15 protein-coding genes and 1 riboswitch are annotated in these 17,808 nt (G+C 57.2%); of the genes, 7 read left to right on the top strand and 8 right to left on the bottom strand.

The window, feature by feature from the left end; all coding sequences use genetic code 11:
• Positions 1-3 precede the first annotated feature (3 nt).
• Together BN1128_RS11570 and BN1128_RS11565 are read left to right on the top strand one after the other, a co-directional pair.
• Positions 4-1,410 carry an AMP-binding protein gene (locus BN1128_RS11570; protein WP_042868843.1) on the top strand — a complete coding sequence of 469 codons (1,407 nt, stop codon included), beginning with the start codon at positions 4-6 and terminating at the stop codon, positions 1,408-1,410.
• Positions 1,411-1,711: 301 nt separating this feature from the next.
• Positions 1,712-2,935 carry a winged helix-turn-helix domain-containing protein gene (locus BN1128_RS11565; protein WP_042868842.1) on the top strand — a complete coding sequence of 408 codons (1,224 nt, stop codon included), beginning with the start codon at positions 1,712-1,714 and terminating at the stop codon, positions 2,933-2,935.
• 2 nt (positions 2,936-2,937) lie between these two features.
• Here the strand turns inward: BN1128_RS11565 and BN1128_RS11560 are convergent, their stop codons facing one another.
• From BN1128_RS11560 to BN1128_RS11535, 6 genes are all read right to left on the bottom strand, one after another.
• Entirely contained in the window at positions 2,938-3,489 is a 552-nt protein-coding gene (locus tag BN1128_RS11560) for a fimbrial protein (protein WP_042868840.1), read from the bottom strand.
• Positions 3,490-3,500: 11 nt separating this feature from the next.
• A complete protein-coding gene (locus tag BN1128_RS24645; RefSeq protein ID WP_082030404.1) occupies positions 3,501-4,529 on the bottom strand; it encodes a fimbrial protein in 1,029 nt (342 codons plus the stop codon).
• Between the two features lie 5 nt (positions 4,530-4,534).
• Positions 4,535-5,266 carry a fimbrial biogenesis chaperone gene (locus tag BN1128_RS11550; RefSeq protein WP_042868836.1) on the bottom strand — a complete coding sequence of 244 codons (732 nt, stop codon included), beginning with the start codon at positions 5,264-5,266 and terminating at the stop codon, positions 4,535-4,537.
• Positions 5,267-5,276: 10 nt separating this feature from the next.
• Positions 5,277-7,811: a fimbria/pilus outer membrane usher protein gene (locus BN1128_RS11545; protein ID WP_042868834.1), complete on the bottom strand. Its 2,535-nt coding sequence runs from the start codon at positions 7,809-7,811 to the stop codon at positions 5,277-5,279.
• A 68-nt stretch (positions 7,812-7,879) separates the two neighbouring features.
• Positions 7,880-8,260, bottom strand: coding sequence for a hypothetical protein (locus tag BN1128_RS11540; RefSeq protein ID WP_042868832.1), 381 nt, complete (start codon positions 8,258-8,260; stop codon positions 7,880-7,882).
• 99 nt (positions 8,261-8,359) lie between these two features.
• Complete coding sequence (locus BN1128_RS11535; protein ID WP_042868830.1) at positions 8,360-8,905, bottom strand: fimbrial protein; 546 nt, start codon at positions 8,903-8,905, stop codon at positions 8,360-8,362.
• Positions 8,906-9,775: 870 nt separating this feature from the next.
• Positions 9,776-9,862: riboswitch (cyclic di-GMP riboswitch) on the top strand.
• 88 nt (positions 9,863-9,950) lie between these two features.
• Between BN1128_RS11535 and BN1128_RS11530 the strand changes: the two genes are divergently transcribed.
• The 3 genes from BN1128_RS11530 to BN1128_RS11520 all read left to right on the top strand — a co-directional run bounded on the left by BN1128_RS11530 (position 9,951) and on the right by BN1128_RS11520 (position 14,692).
• On the top strand, positions 9,951-10,283 hold the full coding sequence (locus BN1128_RS11530) for a hypothetical protein (protein ID WP_042868828.1): 333 nt from the start codon (positions 9,951-9,953) through the stop codon (positions 10,281-10,283).
• 518 nt (positions 10,284-10,801) lie between these two features.
• Positions 10,802-13,549 (top strand): collagenase, encoded by a 2,748-nt coding sequence (locus BN1128_RS11525; RefSeq protein WP_042868825.1) that lies wholly within the window; start codon positions 10,802-10,804, stop codon positions 13,547-13,549.
• Between the two features lie 216 nt (positions 13,550-13,765).
• Entirely contained in the window at positions 13,766-14,692 is a 927-nt protein-coding gene (locus BN1128_RS11520; RefSeq protein ID WP_042868823.1) for a SanA/YdcF family protein, read from the top strand.
• Between the two features lie 72 nt (positions 14,693-14,764).
• Here the strand turns inward: BN1128_RS11520 and BN1128_RS11515 are convergent, their stop codons facing one another.
• A complete protein-coding gene (locus BN1128_RS11515; RefSeq protein ID WP_042868821.1) occupies positions 14,765-15,379 on the bottom strand; it encodes a superoxide dismutase in 615 nt (204 codons plus the stop codon).
• 21 nt (positions 15,380-15,400) lie between these two features.
• On the bottom strand, positions 15,401-15,826 hold the full coding sequence (locus tag BN1128_RS11510; RefSeq protein WP_042868819.1) for a hypothetical protein: 426 nt from the start codon (positions 15,824-15,826) through the stop codon (positions 15,401-15,403).
• 290 nt (positions 15,827-16,116) lie between these two features.
• Between BN1128_RS11510 and BN1128_RS11505 the strand changes: the two genes are divergently transcribed.
• Together BN1128_RS11505 and BN1128_RS11500 are read left to right on the top strand one after the other, a co-directional pair.
• Positions 16,117-17,028: a lipase family alpha/beta hydrolase gene (locus tag BN1128_RS11505; protein ID WP_042868817.1), complete on the top strand. Its 912-nt coding sequence runs from the start codon at positions 16,117-16,119 to the stop codon at positions 17,026-17,028.
• On the top strand, positions 17,025-17,777 hold the full coding sequence (locus tag BN1128_RS11500; protein ID WP_042868815.1) for a lipase secretion chaperone: 753 nt from the start codon (positions 17,025-17,027) through the stop codon (positions 17,775-17,777). The genes BN1128_RS11505 and BN1128_RS11500 overlap by 4 nt, the downstream gene beginning before the upstream one ends.
• The last annotated feature ends 31 nt before the right edge of the window (positions 17,778-17,808 follow it).

Raw genomic sequence — 17,808 nt, 5'->3', positions numbered from 1 at the left:
TTAATGCTGCCGACATCTGACCATCACTCCCATTTAGAGCCATGTCCGGTGCGCCACTGGGCACAAGCCGCGCCCCACCGGATCGCCATCCACACAGCAAGCCCCCTCAGCTATCAGCAGCTGGATGCACGGCTCAACAGCCTGTGTCGGCAGCTGGCGCTGGCTGACTTGAAAGCCGGCGACCGGCTGGCTGCCGTGGTACGTGGCGCCCTGCCGGACGTATTGCTGGCCTGGGCTTGTGTGCGCAGCGGCATCGTCTTCTGCCCGCTCAATCCCGCCTTTCCATTGACCAGACAAGCCGAACTGGCGCAGCAGCTGGACGTGGCCGCCTTCTGGTCGGCGGGCGAAATTCCGGCGGGAAGTGGGTGCTCACTGCGACTGGATTTCAACACTGAACTGGTGGCGGCCGATCAGCCCTGGCCGCTCGCGCCTGCTCAGTTGAACAACATGATCCTCACCTCGGGCTCCAGCGGCACACCGAAAGCCGTGGTGCATCGCCTCGCCAATCACTTGGCCTCGGCGCGAGGCTCAGCCTCTCTGATCCCGCTGGATGAGAAGTGCGGCTGGCTACTCTCCCTGCCACTATTTCACGTCGGCGGCTACGCCATCCTGTTCCGGGTCTTTCTGGCGGGCGCCAGCCTGGTACTGGACGATCGCAGCCAGCCCCTCAAGGCGCGCCTCGAGCACCAGTCCATCACCCACCTCTCGCTGGTGCCGACCCAGCTCTGGCGGCTGCTGGCGGAGGGCTTCGACCCCGCCCGCACCCGCTTGCGCGAGCTGCTGCTCGGCGGAGCCGCCATCCCGCAGCCGCTGGTTGCTCGCCTCGCGGCCATGGGCTTCACCCCCAAGTCGAGTTACGGCCTCTCCGAGATGGGCAGCCAGGTCTGCACCGGCCAGCCATCCGCCGCCGGCGTGGTTGGCAAACCGCTGCCGGGGCGGGAAGTCTGCATCAAGCAAGATGAAATCTGCGTGCGCGGTGACACCCTGTTTGCCGGTTATTTCAAGGAGGGCGTACTAGAGCGGCCCCTCGACGAGACTGGCTGGTTTCACACCCGCGACAAGGGGTATGTCACCGCCGACGGCGAGCTGGTGGTGGAGGGGCGGATCGACAATCTGTTCATCTCGGGCGGGGAGAATATACAGCCCGAAACCATAGAGCAGCGGCTGGTGGATCATCCCGCCGTGGCGCAGGCACTGGTAGTGCCCATGCCGAGCGACGAGTGGGGGCAACGCCCCGCCGCCTTCATCGACTGGCACGGCGAGCCTGTACCCTATCCTGAGCTGGCCGCCTGGATCCGCGCCACTCTGCCCGGCTTCATGGTGCCCGACCTCTGGCAACCCTGGCCCGACATGGGCGGGGCTCTCAAGCCACAGCGAAAGCTGCATCAGCCATCTATCTTCAAGCAATAAGGTGTCATACGACAGTTTCCGACACGGCAGGAGCCGTTGGTACGCACCTTATTCAAGAGAAACCCCGCTCAAGGCCAATATTATCCTTCTATCTTCATCCTGAGTGAGAACGATTACATAAATGGTCATCTTTTTGAGCATTTTTTGAACCAAATTAATAACCTGTAGTACCATACCCGCTGCCAGGCACCTCAATGGAAACATAAACGATTGATAATTAAAGATATTGTAGTTTTTTCATTATTTGAACAACTGCGACATGGTGGTAAAATGCACTCCTTGGCGGTAAGACGAGTCACACATGAGTAACAAAATTTATAAGATTGCAGAGGATATTTATTTCTCCGCTGCAATATTCAGGCTCTCAAAGAACGAGAAAGACATCAAACTCAGTAACAAAGAGGCCGAGCTACTCGAAATGCTGTGTGATGAGGCAGGCAGTGTCATTCCCAGAAACATACTGCAGGAAGCCTTGTGGCCAAATCAGGATAATACTGACACCAACCTTAATCGACAGATCCTCTCCCTGAGGAGAAAACTGGAATCATTTGGTTTGCTGGACGCAATTGATACCATCCCCAGGGTAGGTTATATCTTCTGTGCCCCGATTGAGGTCACCGGGGAGGCTGAGAATACGGAGGCAAGGGCAGAAACACCAGCAGCCTCACCGCTGGCCAGAAGACAATACTCTCGCAGAAAATACGATCGCTATTTCAACCCAAAGCGCATCATGCTGTTTGCACTGCTGATTGTGGTGGCCTCCTCGCTGGCAGCGTTTATTTATCATTACAGCAATGAAAATACCCTCAGAACGATTAACCTCGGCCATGTTTCTCTGTATACGACCAGCGAGACAGAGAATGCGTTGAAATTGAAGATTGATACGCTGGCACCGCTTGTCAAAAGAGTGCCGCATTATGAAGACGAACGTGTTTCCATTCTCATCGGAAAGGAAGCTATCAGCTACTTTTCCATTGATAATAAAAACAAAGAGTTGTCAGAAAATGTCTTCCTGCTGAGAGCTGGCCATTCAATCGCCGAGGAATTGCAATGCGTCATGACTACCATTGCATTGCAGGGAAAGAACGTTTCCCATAATTACTATAACTATCCGAATGCCACCGTCAGATATCACAGCAATTGCCAGGCCCCGGATAACTGGGTCGAGATCACCAGAAAAAGCAAAATCATAGTGACCATGAACAGAGAAATTGTCGTGGCCACTGTGATAGCAACGGATCATCAGGGGCAAACCCTGTTCAATCTGGATTCCGTTGGCGATATAGAGCGGGATCAGGATGATATTGCGGTCGAAATAAAGAATACCATAGTCAACTTTATCGACCAGAAGGCACTGATCAGCAATGGTATGGTCGCCACTCTGGTAGCTGCCCTGACCCCACCCAAACAGAAGTCGCTGTTTATTCAGCTGCCAGGCGGGATATATCTGTCCAGCTATATGGGCGGTGTTATCTCCTGGCCCAGCAGAGATAATTTAAAGGTCATCCAGCGCAATGACCTTTGAGGTTATTCATAGGAGACGATGAAGTTGGCCACGGCTGTATAGTCACCGGGCTGGATATTCTTGGCAGCCAAGGCTGCCGGGTACCCTTCCACCCGGGCAGAGAATTGTAGTTCATTCTCCGTCGTGCCACCCAGCAGATAACCACGGGAGGGCGTTCCCAGCGTCAAGGGGGACTGGGTCACGTCATACAGGCGGATGCCGGCGCCCTTGGCGGAGCCTGCCGAAAATGCCAGGCCGCCGCTGAGCTGGGCATCCTGTGCACCGGTAAAGGTCACCTTGGCCATGCGGAATATACCCGGCTTGCAGTTGGTCAGGCGGATGACAAAGGGCACCTGAGCCCCAGCCCCGTTGGCATAGAGTTCCCTGACATCGACCACCCCCATCTCGACCTCCTGCTCAAGGGATTCAGGGGCAACCACACAGGGCTGGTCGATGATCCGGCCATGGAGATGGACCGTATTGCCAAGCAATTCCAGGTCATTGCTGGCACGGGGAGCTGCCGTTACCGCCAACAACGGGCACAGCGCCAAGCCTATCCACAATGTCCGTAGCATAAAACAACTCCTCATTGGAACTCGGCAACAATAGTAGCAGTAGCATAAAAGTCACCTGCTGGGATATCCGCACCTGCTAGTGTTACCGGCGCGGCAATAAAGCCCCAGTCACCAATATTTCCCTGCATGGAAACCGGATAAAACGTATTCAAATGCAGCTGAGAACCATCCAACTGCTTGAACTTGATCCCCAAATCGGAAATGACATTTCCACCTTGATAGCCATCCCGGGTTGTCCGCAGATAGTCTTGACTGAAAGAGGTCGGTTTTCCAGAAATACCAAGATTGATCTTCAAGGCATCCCCTTCGAAAACACCACCACGGCATTGAAATGTCAGAGGGACCGTCTTTTCAAAATTATTCCCATCCAATCCCGAGCCCGGCAAATCACCAAACTCTACTTCAATAGTCTGCCCACCATTAATCACGCACTCTTCTGGCACATATAAAATTGCAGATGTAATCGTAATTCGAGACATTGGCAAATTATTGAAATCTGTAGTGGTAGACCCTAAGCGGCCATACATCTCTACCACTTGACGATCTGATATTTGTACGCCGTTAATTATTTGTTTTCTTACACGGAAGGTTACTCGCCCGCGGCTACCACTTTCGAAATTACTTATTCTTGTCTCTTTCCCCTTAGTACAAGAGTAATTTGGGTAATCGTTACTTTCATTCGGAAATGGGGCTGTAACAAATTTTTTCTTCCAACCGGCTATCCAAATTTCGACCTTCATATCCAGAAAGTCATTTAGTTTTACAAAACCATCACCAGCTTGAGGCAAGCCATCCGTCATAGTTGACTTATAGTACACAGGTGATTGTGGAATGCTTCTATCCGGGCAGGTAACGATACCTGAATATTGCCCACCCAAGTTCCACTCAAATGCCTTGGTAGTAAAACCAGGTTTGTTTTGAATATCAGCCTTGTCCAACGATATATAGTAATCATGGGTTGGGTTGGGCGTCACATAGCCATTTGCCAATACCGTTCCTGCAAACAGCATAAGGCTTGAACAGAAGATGGAACGTAGCATAGGCCTTACTCGCTCTTGATGGCTTTACAGGCATTGCCTGCGCACTGGTATTTGATATCCATATATCCGCCGTAGTCATTGACGTAGCTGATCACAAATTGGTTGCCCAACGCTTCCGGGATGGTGACCGTCTGCTCTGACTTGGGTTCAACCATAAAGGCGGAGAAACCCTTGATGGTGGTCCGCTCCTTGCCCTGCGGATGGCCGAGGCCCACGTAGGTGATGTAGTAAGGGGTCGGGTTGTTGACCTTCAGGGTCGTGCCCTGCTTGGTGATCAACACCTGATCCTGCCAGACGGCGCCGCGCTCCGGGATGATGGCCTCGGGGCGGTAGAACAACTTGATCTTGGACTGCACGGCAATCTGCATCACGTTGCTCTTCTCGCTCTTGGGCGGGATCTCGCGCAGGTTGAAGTAGTAGATGGATTCACGATCCTTGGGCAGCGCATCAATGGCGGGCACGCTGGCGATCCTGACGATCGACTTCTGATTGGCATCCACCCGTTGTACCGGCGGCAATATCACGAAGGGAGAAGATATCTTCTGGCCCTGGGTGTCTTCAATCCAGGCCTGCGCCAGGTAGGGCAGCTTCTGGTTCTCGTTCTTGATGTTGAGGCTGATGGATTTGGCACCGCCGGGATACACAACACGGGTACGATCCAGCACTATGGCAGCACTGACGTTGAGCGAGGTCATGCCCAGCACGGCCAGACAGGTATAAGAGAGCAGCTTTTTCATCGGTATCCCATTACTTGCAAGTGAGAGTCTTCATCGACAGATCGGTTACTTGTTGCGGCGCCACTATCTTGCACTGGCGAGCCCCGCCCCAGGACAGTTCAAACGCTTCATTCGGTTTCACCCCGGTCAGATAGACCAGGCCATCCTCATCCACCACCGAGAGCACCCGACCGGAATCCTTGACGACTGTGGCGCCAAACGGCGGAACTGAGCCATCGGGCAGTTTGACATTGGCCAGCAACTTGAACCCTTCGGCCATTTCGAAGGCATTATATCCAATTGCACCCTCGGTCAGGGTCCCCTGCTTGATGGCATTCATGGCATCTATGTCATCGCCCAGCTGATCCACGTCTATCCGGGTGTCGCTCTTGCGATAGTCGGTCATGTCACTGATCACAGCGACGCCAAAACGGTTGGTCACGGCGCGGCCGTTGTTGAAAGAGACGCCGGAGGTCTTGTCGGTGTCCACCATCATGCGGGTGCCACCGCGTCGGGTTGCCTGGTGCAGCGCCGCCCCATGCTCGGTCGCCGTCAGACCGCCGCGCAGGCTGGCTCCGACCGAGGTGTACTCGCTCTGCACGCTGTAGGCGTTGAGGCTGACGGCACCTACATCTCCGTTGTGGTTATAGTAGCCACGCGCCACGGCGTGGCCATTGCTCTGCACGCCCGCCCCCAGCTGATAGGTATCATCCGGCCGACTGTAATCCTGATAGGTAGCCAGATGGGTTACCTTGCCATTAGAGGACTGCACGCTGTATCCCGCGCTCTTCCTGTCCCCGATCGGCATGCTCAGGGTCAACATGACGCTCTTGTCATCCTCGTAGTTCTCGGTCTTGGTCTTGTAGGCTGATACATAGACGGAGATATCCTTGAAGCTGCCGATGCTCACGTTCTTGTTGATGGAGAGGCCGTAGCGATCCTCTGCCTCGTGATCCCAGTACGTTCTGTGGGTGTAGTCCAGATAGATTGTCAGAGCTTTGGCCGCATCATCCGCCCAGAAGGTCTTGTTGGCAGTGATGGTATATAGCTCCTTGTCACCCCAGGTGTTGTAGTCATCGCTCGAGGTCGTATTGTTGTTCTCCAGCCGATCCTTGTTGCTCAAGAATTGCGACATGGTCATGAAGTTATGCTGGGAGAAGCGATAACCCGCGAAGGTGATCGAGCTGTTGTATTCATCGAACTGCTTGGCGTAGTTCACGCGTACCGACTGGCCAATCTTGGTCGACAGGCCCGGCAATTTCGAAATGGATTGGGTCAGGTCGGCAGAGATGGCGCCGAATGCATAAAGGTCGCGACCAATCCCCAGGCCCATGGAGTTATATTCGCCAGCGACCAGGCTGCCACCGTAAAGTGACCAGGAGTTCGCCACCCCCCAGGAGAAATCGCCGGTGACAAACGCCGGGCCATGCACGTCGTGGGCGGAATCCCCCAGCTCGGAGGGAGCACCGACGGCCAGATTGTATCTGACGTAGCCGGGGCGAGTCAGGTAGGGGACGGTCGCTGTGTCTACCTGGAACGAGCTGACGCTGCCATCCTGCTCCTCCACCCGTACGTCGAGACGACCGCGCACCGAGCTGTCCAGCCCCTGAATACGAAACGGGCCGGCTGGCACGTTGGTCTCATAGATGATGCGGCCGGACTGGGAAATGGTGACCTTGGCATTGGTCTTGGCGATGCCGCTCACCTCGGGCGCATAACCCTGCAGGCTCGGCGGCAACATGCGCTCGTCATTGGCCAGATTCACGCCCGTGTAGCGAAAGCCGTCGATCAGCTGGGAGTTGAGCTGCTGCTCGCCGACCGTCAGCTTGGCCGCCATGTCGGTCAAGGGGCGATAGGCATAGATACGATTCAGCTCGGCTGACGACCGCTCATCATCACCCCAATAAGAGCTGGCCTGATAGTCACCACGCAGGCGCCAGGCGCCATAGTTGGCCCCCAGGGTGCCATAGCTGCTGATATTGCTATTGGAGTAGTCACTCCCTTCATTGACCTGGGCGTTGATGTTGTAATCCAGCATCAGACCGGTAATACCCACGTCCCACTGCTCAGGTGGAATCCAGTTGGGGTCGCTGTATTTCATCCACGCCTGGGGCACGGCAATCCTGAGCAGGCCATTGCCGATGTCGTTCGAGATCACGACCCCGTCCAGCGCCAGCAGGTTGGCACACTGGCCATCGTGCCAGGTATCTATCTTGGCCATGGCCTCATCGGTCAGCGCCAGCTTGGGGATCACCTCTTGCGGCAGACAGGCAACCCCGCCTTTGCCCTTGCCGCCATCGGTCTCGTAGAAAGGGATCTTCTGCAGGGGCAGCTTGTTCTTGTTGACCTCGATCTCGAGGTAGTAGTCACCGGGCAGAATGTAGCCTTCATCGGCAAACTGGGAGAGGTCGATCTTGGTCCGTTCGTCCAGATCGAGCGCGTCAATATTAAACTCCGTTTCTGCCCATGCGTGGTTTGCCACCGCCATCAGGCCGGGCACGCATAACATAAAAGCCATCTTTGAATAATGTTTTTTTCTTGCAGAGTTTGATGTTGAAACGCTCATAAATTTACTCTAGGGATGGCATAACGGTCTCACATTAATGAGGTATCTACACTAAGCAATGAACTTGCTTACATATAATCGAGTTCAAACAGCGCCGTTCTATCTGAAATAAACAGCTGGTTGCCATTTATTTTCAAATTGAATTCCAGATCGCTGTTGACAATATCCGAGACAATAAAGCGTTCGCCGGATACCTTGTAATATTGGCCATTGCTGATGATGCTCAATTCATCGTTCATGGCACTGCGCACGGACATGGCAATAAAAGGCAGTGATGTGCCTTCAGCCTGACACCCGCTGATTTTCAGCGTGCCCTGGTGTTGGGCTTGCTGAGGGATACTGTGTAAAACATCCAGAGTACACCCAGATTCAGCCAGGCCATCCGTTATCTCATTGGCAAGAACAGGCCCCGCCATCATCACCATCTGCAGCACTACCGGCACCATCATTGAAGTTTTCATGATCAAGGTTCGATACGAGGAAACAGAATGTGTGAGGTTGTGGTGGCTTGCACCACCACAACCCTTGTCACACGTTAAGGCAGCCAATTACTCGTAGGAGAGAGTAAAGTTGGTCACTGCAGTGAAAGCACCGGCTTTCAGCGGGTTGGCAGTCTGATCGGCATAACCTTTCAGCACGGCGCTGAAGGGCAGCTCGTTGTCACCGTTTACCAGACCAAACGCAGCAGTGGGTTCACCCAGTACGATATCTGCGCCAGTACCTGGAGCAGTCATCTTGATGCCAGCGCCGGCAGCTTGACCACCACCGATCAGCAGCAGGCTGGAATCTACCGGATCTTTGGCACCACTGAAGGTCACCTTGACGGCATCTTCCTTGTCGGAGATTTCGCAGTTCAGCAGCTTGATGCTGAACGGCTTGGAGTTGGACTCACCGCCACTGACCAGCTCTTTGGTGCTGATCTGGCCCATCTCTACAACCTGGTCAACAGACTCGGGAGCAACGGAGCAAGGAGCATTGATGATTTCACCGTTGAAAGTGACTTTGCCTGAACCAGCGCCACCGGCAGCAACAGCGGAGCCGCACAGCAGAATGGAACCAACACCCATAGCAACCAAGATTTTATTAGCGTTCATTCGTATATACCTACATTAACGTGTGTTGTTGTGCGGCATCATCTGGATCAAGCTGGAGTCATGATTTTCGATGATGCCGCGATATTATTGCTCAGCAACTGTCAGCAGACCGACGCCTCATTAATGAGATATGGCCACTGGTGCAATTATCTGTGCATATCAAACAAGCAAAGGCTGTTTACAGTATTAGAGGCAGTTCCCGCCACCTCTCATCTGCACGACTGCATACATCCATGTCATCTGCACAGAAAACCGAATTCAACTTTTGCTCGGTGGATAAATTAACGACACATTTGATGCACATCAAATACATTTTGATTTTTATAAATTCATTTATAAACACTTTAAAATCATGGACTTACAAACATACATGACATTTCAAAACAATGAAAAATAATTAACCACCATACAAGTCATTCGACCAACAATAGTGAATTTCACAACCAACTCACACTGCAAACCAAATTAACAAAAAAACAACATCAGCCAATAAAAATAAACGTCTCTGACCAATCAAATTGTCTCTCTCATCTTCACCAAGTAGCTGGGTAATCAGGTAATCAGGTAATCAGGTAATCAGGTAATCAGGTAATCATAATGACAGCCTATGGCATATGAGCAGTAAATGGCCGCTGTTACGTACCTGGTATGAATAACCTTCTCATTAATACCTACATGGCTCAATTGATGGGAGGGGGCACTATCGCGCTGTTTTATGACGATTATGTTGACACTCAACAATTCCATTCCCGCAGTAGGTCAGCAATATATACCCAAATCAGGCATTCATTATTCCTGCTATCTGTGACCCATATCTCATGCTTTTTTATGCCGATTGATTTCTCAAAGTAGGGTGTTATCATCTAAACATAGAGTAAAGGGCAAACCGGTCGAAAGGTCGGGACGCAAAGCCACCGGTCTAAGGGTTTAAATGCCTAAGACAGCGGAGCTGCCATCTGAGAAGAGTGATGTCATAAGCTGTATGCCATTCTCTTTGATTGCGTTGCCCTTTTCGTACAACAACATGTAACGAAAAGGACATAAAATGAACACCTCCAACACCTCTGCCGGTTCCGTCCGCAAAAGCATTCTCAGTTACGCCTCCTCTGCCGCCACCGCCTTGCTGCTTGGCGCCGCACTGCTGCCCGGCACAGCCTCGGCTCAGAATGGCAGCGTGACCTTCACCGGGACCATCTACGAAACGCCGTGTGATTTTTCCGACAACAGCGTGACCTGCTATTCCGGCGTTCAACGCCAGACCCTGGATTTGGCCAGCCTGCAGCAAGCTGGCAACCTCAACACTCTCAGCAGCACCCTGAATTACAAATTGTCAGAGGGCAGCACCAAGATGGCCATAGTGACAGTGAGCTACCTCTAACTCACAAGGATCGAGCCGCAGCGCCAAGGCGCTTGCGATTCCGGGCAAGTGCGTCAGCTTGCCCACGACCTGCTGACCAAGCGCTGTAGACAAGAAGGACCCAGGTCCCTGCTCCATCTTGTCGGACTCTTGTCGGCGTTGCGCTACCGCTTACTGACCTCCCGTACTGTTATTTTCCCCTGCGCCAGGGGGCCCTCTATGTTGTGCCTTTTCTCCACGCACCCTCAATCGCATACACCTGCCTGCTTTTCCTATTCCTATGCACTATGCGGGCACGGGATCCATGGTCCACGCCGTACCGTCCACACTTGGAACCGAGCCTTCACCGACTGGATGCTGAGATCCCCCCCAGATGGCAGATGAGTCCTTGCTATCACTACAGCCCCCAATGGGGCTGACTTTGTTATGAACCAAGCTAAATAAATGATTTATATGGCCTGATTGGTGAGTTGATACCCTTTTGGAACTGAGTACATTGCCCGCGATAACCACGCAGACTCTCATCCAAAGGGATAAAAATGAACAATCTGGGTACAAGGTTGCTGCTTCTGGCAGCACCGGGCCTGCTCGCCACCTCGGCGCTGGCCAATTATTCCCCCGCCGACTGGCAACAGTACCGGCTGAGCGGTGAATCGAGCCGCCAGCTAAGCGATCGCGTCACCGAAGTCACCTACGAGCTCAGCGCCCGCAATGACGATGCCCCCTATCAGCAACTGCGCGTCTACCGCCGCTTCGACTGGAGCGATGTCAATCTGACCGCGCAGGCAGAACAGCAGTGCGGCGAGCCGCAGCTCAAGATCGAGCAGGGCTGGCAGATCCGTTACCTCAGCTGCGAGCAGGTGGTGCCGGCAGGCAAGGCCATCCCGGCCAGCAGCTATGACTATGGTTACGGCCTGGAGCAGGGCCGCTGGGAGCCATTGACCGGCACCCCGACCGCACCGCGCCAGGATCGTATGCCGCTGGCCGAGCGCATCATACTGGGTCACAGCGAGCAGGAGCTGGATCGCTGCGAGCTCAACGCCCAGGGTCGCTGCGCCGAGCAGGTTTGGCAATATCAGCCACAAAACTGGCAGCAACTGAGCGTGCTGGAAGAGACGCCCAACGAGCGGGACGGCCGCCTCGAGCGGATCTTCTTCCGCCTGCAACCCGTGCCAGGCAGTCAGGCCGCCAGCCAGGTGAGCGAGATCCACGTCTGGCGCCAGTACAGCTGGCAGCTGGACGAAACCAGGGCCCAGCAGGAGTGCGATGAACCCCAGACCCGCCAGGAAGGGGACAAGACCATCAGCTATCGGGTTTGCCGCCAGACCCTGCCCGCCGGCAGCGAGGTGCAGGTAGTACTGAAAGACACCGGCTATCAATACCCGGTCGGTGGCAACGAATGGCAGACACTGCCACAGACCGACGAGTGGCAAGAGAGCCGAGTGCTCAATCGCCCCATAGTGCTGGCCAGCAAAGAGGAGCAGCTCGATTGCCGCCGCGCCGATGGTCGCGCCTGCTCCGAGCCCGAGCAACCGGGCACGGATCTGCTGGATGCCGACGCCGCCAGGATAGTGCAGGACGCCAGCGGCCAGCCCGCTCCCGTCTGGCAGGAAAACTATGGCCACGATGACACCAAGCTGCTGGCCGTGTCGCGGGGTATACAAAGCCTGCTGGCGGCCAATCAGCCCGCCCATCCGGCCATGAAGCTGTTGCTCGAGTATGTGCGCGCCCACAACTATCACAACTACGGCAAGCACAAGGAAGATGGCCCGGCCGCCGCCGAGGCGCTGGCCGAAGCCCTGACCGCGCTCGGCGCCCATCCGCTGCTCTATCCGGAGCAGGCCAGCGATGAGGTGGGAGCCGTCATGGGTGCCTGGAGTATCGCCCTGCATGGCCAGTTCAAGAGCCCGGCGGTACAGAGCCGGTTCGGTACCCTGCTCGGCCAGTTCAACCAGATGCTGGCTTACAGCACCCGCCACGCCAGCGAGATCAATGGTCAGCATGCCTGGGCAACGGGTCTGTTCGATCTGCTCAACTTCCTCGACTTCGCCAGTGACTACAGCGATGCCTTCGCCGCCGATTTCCGCCAGCAGGATGGCGAGTTGCGCAAACAGCTGCATGCCCTCGGCATGAGCGAGCTGTCGCTGTGGCAAGGACGGGATGGCAAGGATCTGTTCCTGCTCAACAACGTGCTGGATGCCTACACCCGCCTCTATCGGGTCGCCCGTTATACCCGTCCCGACGAGAGCGAAAACTATCGCAAGCTGCTGGATGGTTCAGTCATCGACCTCATCCGTCATCACAGCCTGATCCCGGGTGGCCAGCAGAGCCAGGATCTGCTGGAAGACATGTCACTGACCCTCTCCACCTACTATCTGACCTACACGGACCGCACCAGCGAAGCCTGCATCAGCGGCGAGTTTGCCGGTCTCTGCACCCCGATACGGCTGGAGGATGTGCTGCCGTTCGAGCACACCTGCTCGCCGACCCTGCGCCTGCGGGCCCAAGAACTGAGCCAGGATCAAGCCGACGGCATCTGCCGCGAGCTGGGCGCCGAGGAGCAGCAGTTCCATCAGCAGATGGAAACCGGCTGGCAGCCGGTGGCGGATGACAACAACGAGGCACTGGAGCTGGTGATCTTCAACTCCTCCGCCGACTGGAAACGCTACGGCGGCGCCCTGTTTGGTGGTGTCTCCACCGACAACGGCGGCATCTATATCGAAGGAGATCCGGCTCGCCCCGGCAATCAGGCCCGCTTCTTCGCCTATGAGGCTGAGTGGAAGCGCCCCGCCTTCCAGGTGTGGAACCTGCGCCACGAGTACGTGCACTATCTGGATGGCCGCTTCAACCAGTACGGCAGCTTCGGTCACTACCCGCTCAATCGCACCACCTGGTGGTCGGAAGGGCTGGCGGAGTTCATCGCCCACGGTCAGTGCTTCGCCCGTGGCATGGACAATGTGGCGGGTCGCCCAGCGACCGAACGACCGAGCCTGGCCGACATACTCCACCTGGATTACGACAAGGGTGGCGAGATGGTCTACTCCTGGTCCTATACGGTGCATCGCTTCCTGAACGAGACCGGCCGCGGTGCCAACTGGCTTGCCATGGCTCAGGCCCTGCGCAACCCGGACCAGCAGCAGGCGATGAGCGCCTTCGAAGCCGAGCTGGATCAGTTGATCGCGAGCGACAGCGAAGCCTACCAGAGCTGGCTGAGCCACGATCTGCTGCCCTGGTGGGAGGCCAACAAGGAATCTGACGAGTGCAAGGCCAACGACTCCTCCCACTGAGGGTGAGGCGTTAGCGGCAGAGGGCAGCCACGGCTGCCCTCTGTTTTTATATGAGTACTTTATATGGGTGAGGGATCAAGCGGTTAGAAGACAGCCAGATGCGACAGCCTCTGCCCGAGTGACGCCATAGGCAGTTATCAAGCCTGACGTGCAGCGGCAACTTGTAATAGAATGACCCTCTGTCACCTCCTACTTCAGACCCGAACTGCACCGCGCATGAAGAAGTTTGCCAAGATCCTCCTCGCCTGCTTTTGCCTGTTGCTGGTAGCTGCCGCCATGCTGCTGGGCTACAGCGAGTGGACCGTCTCGGACGCCCGTCATTACACCTATGACGACGTCGATGCAGTGCCCTACAACAGGGTCGCACTGGTGCTCGGCACCTCCAAGTACCTGATTGGCGGCAGTTCGAATCACTACTTCAAGTACAGGATCAAGGCCGCCGCCGAGCTCTACAACAATGGCAAGGTGGACTACATACTGGTGTCCGGTGACAACGCTACCGTCCAGTACAACGAGCCACGCCAGATGCGACGGGCCCTGATCCAGGCCGGCATTCCGGCCAAGGTGATCTACAGCGACTACGCCGGCTTTCGTACCCTGGACTCCATAGTGCGCGCCAAGGAGGTGTTTGGTCAGGCCCACTTCACCGTGGTGTCGCAGGCCTTTCACAACGAGCGCGCCATCTTCATCGCCCGCCACTTCGGCATCGAGGCCGTCGGCTTCAACGCCAAGGATCCCAGCGCCTATCAGGGCATCAAGACCCGGGTACGCGAGGTATTCGCTCGCCTGATGGGGCTGCTCGATCTCTACGTGCTGGACAAGGGGCCCAAGTTCCTCGGCGAGCCCATCGTCATCGGTGGCCCCACCCCCTGTCAGGCCCTGAGCACCATAGGCGCAAGCCAGCCCTGCCTGCCCATCCCGCCCGTAGCCCACAAGCCGCCGCTTGCGCCTGCCGCCAGCACGGCCACGGCGACCAGTGCAGCCACCGCCACTGACGCCGCGCTCACCGCCAGTTCCACCATGTCGACCAGCGCGGCCACCGCAAGCAAGGAGGCGGATACAGCCAAGGCTGCCGCCGCAGCCAGCGCGGCGCTCTCGACCGGCCCGGCAACCAGTGGCGCCGCCCCCGCTTCGACGCCCTGACAAGAGAGAAACAAGAGACCCGCAATCAGGCGGGTCTCTTTCATTTGGCTGAGTGCACAATCCTGCCGGCGGTCATGCCAGCGCGGCACGATAGCGGCGTGCCACCTCGTCCCAGTCGATCACCTGATAGAAGGCGGCTATGTAATCGGGCCGCTTGTTCTGGTACTTGAGGTAATAAGCGTGCTCCCACACGTCCAGCCCCAGTATGGGTACATGGCCCTGCATCAGGGGGCTGTCCTGGTTGGCGCTGCTCTCCACCCGCAATCTTCCCTCCTTGTCCACCACCAGCCAGGCCCAGCCGCTGCCAAACCGGCTCAGCGCAGCCTGGGTAAACGCCTGCCTGAAGGCATCCAGTCCGCCCAGTTCCCGATTGATCGCCTCGGCCAGCTCGCCGCCCGGTTCACCGCCGCCTTGCGGGCTCATCACCAGCCAGAACAGGCTGTGGTTGGCGTGACCACCGCCGTGATTGCGCACCGCCCCCTGCACCTTCACCGGCAGGTTGTCGAAGCGGGCAAGCAGCGCATCCACCGACAGGGCCGCCAACTCGGGGTGCTCGGCCAGGGCGGCGTTGAGATTGGTGATGTAGGTCTGATGGTGACGGCTGTGATGGATCTCCATGGTCAGCGCGTCTATGTGGGGTTCCAGCGCATCGTAGCCGTAGGCAAGGGCTGGCAAGGTATGGCTCATGATCACCTCTTTTTATTGTGGTTAATGGAGTTGATGGGCGGGCTCGGTCTGACATAGACACTGGCCGAGACAGCGCTGAATGGCAGCCTGGGTACCGTGCTTGCGCACGAAGGCGAGCAGCTCGGTACGGGTGCTGCGGGTGTGGCGCAGGGCGGCATCCCGCAAGGGGCCGGGGCTGGCGGGGGACTGGCTGGTGGCAAGCAGACAGTCGTGGATATGGCACAGCAGATCGGCGGCGCGCTCCGGCAGCGCCATGGCCACCAGCAGATCCGCCAGATTGTGGTGAGCCACCACCAGTGCGGCCACCGCCTCGTCCGCATCGTGCCAGCAGGCAAACTGCTGGCGCGCCAGCCACAACGCCTGCTGGTAATAGGAGAGCGCCTTGGCGTGCTCGCCGGCATCGAAGTGGCGATTGCCACTCAGGGTCTGCACTTTCCAGTGCACCATGCTGCTGTCCGCGTCGTTCGTGCCGACCCATCCCTTCACCCAGGTTCCCGTCATGATCCCGACCACTCAAATGATAATAATTATTATTTAACTTATGTGGATGCCGAACACAAGGGATACTTGTGCCAGCGCCCCCGACTACCCTGCCCATATGGGTAAGGCTTTTTTGAATCTGTCTGTTTAGTGATCACTTGCACAGATGCAAGTCGCCCGATTCGCCATGCTGGTTGGCACTGGCATGAAGCCGGTGGCTGTCGGAGCGACAGCCTGTTTTCACAAGGATGATGACGATGAAAAGATGGCTATTGGTGCTGCTGTGCGCCCTGCCCATGCTGGGCCAGGCGGTAGGTTATACCCAGACCCGTTACCCCATAGTGCTGGTGCACGGGCTGTTCGGCTTCGACAGGTTGCTCGGGGTCGATTACTTCTACGGGATCCCCCAGGCGTTGACCCGGGACGGCGCCCAGGTCTACGTGGCGCAGGTCTCCGCCACCGAGAGCTCGGAGCTGCGCGGTGAACAGCTGCTCAAGCAGGTGCAGCAGGTGCTCGCCATCACGGGAGCCGACAAGGTCAACCTCATCGGCCACTCCCACGGCGGCCCCACCATACGCTACGTCGCCTCGGTCGCCCCCGAGCTGGTCGCCTCCGCCACCAGTGTGGGAGGGGTCAACTATGGCTCAGAAATCGCCGATCTGGTGCGCGCCAGGGTGGCGCCTGGCTCGGTGGCCGAGAAGCTGGCGGTGGCCGCCGCCTCGGCGCTGTCCGGCGTTATCTCATTGCTCTCCGGCGGCAGCCAGCTGCCGCAGGATCCCCTCGCCGCCCTCGATGCCCTGACCAGCTCGGGTGCCCAACGCTTCAATCAACGCTACCCCGAGGGGCTACCCGGCCAGTATTGCGGTGAAGGGCCGCTGCAGGCCGCCAACGGCGTCTACTACTTCTCCTGGAGCGGGCGCGGCAACATGACCAACATCCTGGATCCGGTGGATCCCGCGCTGGCCCTCACCGGCAACTTCTTCAGCGAGCCCAACGATGGGCTGGTCGGGGTGTGCAGCAGCCATCTCGGCAAGGTGATCGGCACCGGCTACCGGATGAACCATCTGGACGAGGTGAACCAGTCGTTCGGCATCCACCACCTGTTTGAAACCGATCCTGTCACTCTCTATCGCCAGCACGCCAATCGCTTGCAGGGGCTGGGGCTATGAAAAGATCCCTGCTGATCGCCGTGTCTCTGGGGTCGGCCCTGCTGCTGGGAGCCGTTCTGTTCTGGCCCGACCCGCCGCCAGATCTGACGGCAGCCCCCGAACAGGGAGTCCTGCGCCACCAGCTGGCCCAGCGTCTGGAACGGGGGGAGACGAACGCGGAGGACGAACTGCTGGCCCGCTACCAGAGCTTTCTGGCGGCGGAGGGCAGCCTGACGGTGCCGGCGGATCCAGGCCTCGCCAGTCTGCAGGTGCTGTTTGACGAGCGCGAGCAGCTGCGCCAGCAGAGCTTCACCCCGGCAGAGCAGGAGCAGCTGTTTGCCGAGGACAGGTTGATGGAGCAGTGGACCCTGCGCCGCAAGGCGCTGGCAGAGACGAGCGAGGCCGACAAAAAGATGCTGGCCGGTGAGCTCGATCTCTGGCTGGCGGAACAGCCCCAGTGGTTCAGGGAGGCCGAAGCAAACAGCCGCCTGCTCGGCGATCTGCAGGCGCTGGAGCCACTGGCGCCCGCCGAGCGCGACACAGTGCTGCTGGAGAGGCTGGGGCCTGAGGCGGTGGATCGGCTGCATCAGCTGGAGCAGGGCCAACAAGGGTTCGAGCGACAGCTGGCGGGCTATCTGGCCGAGCTCAAGCCCTTGCCCACCCTTGATCGGGTCGAGCAGCAGCAGGAGATACTGGCGCGCTGGTTTCCCGCCGAGCAATGGCGGCGGGTGGAGGCGTTGACCCGGCTGCGGCTCGGGGAACAACCATAAACAACAAGGGGGCCCTGACGGCCCCCTGTTT

The sequence above is a fragment of the Aeromonas piscicola genome (assembly GCF_000820005.1).
Classification (GTDB): Bacteria; Pseudomonadota; Gammaproteobacteria; order Enterobacterales; family Aeromonadaceae; genus Aeromonas; species Aeromonas piscicola.
Note: the sequence above shows the minus strand (reverse complement) of the source record. Positions and strands in the feature narration are given on the sequence as shown.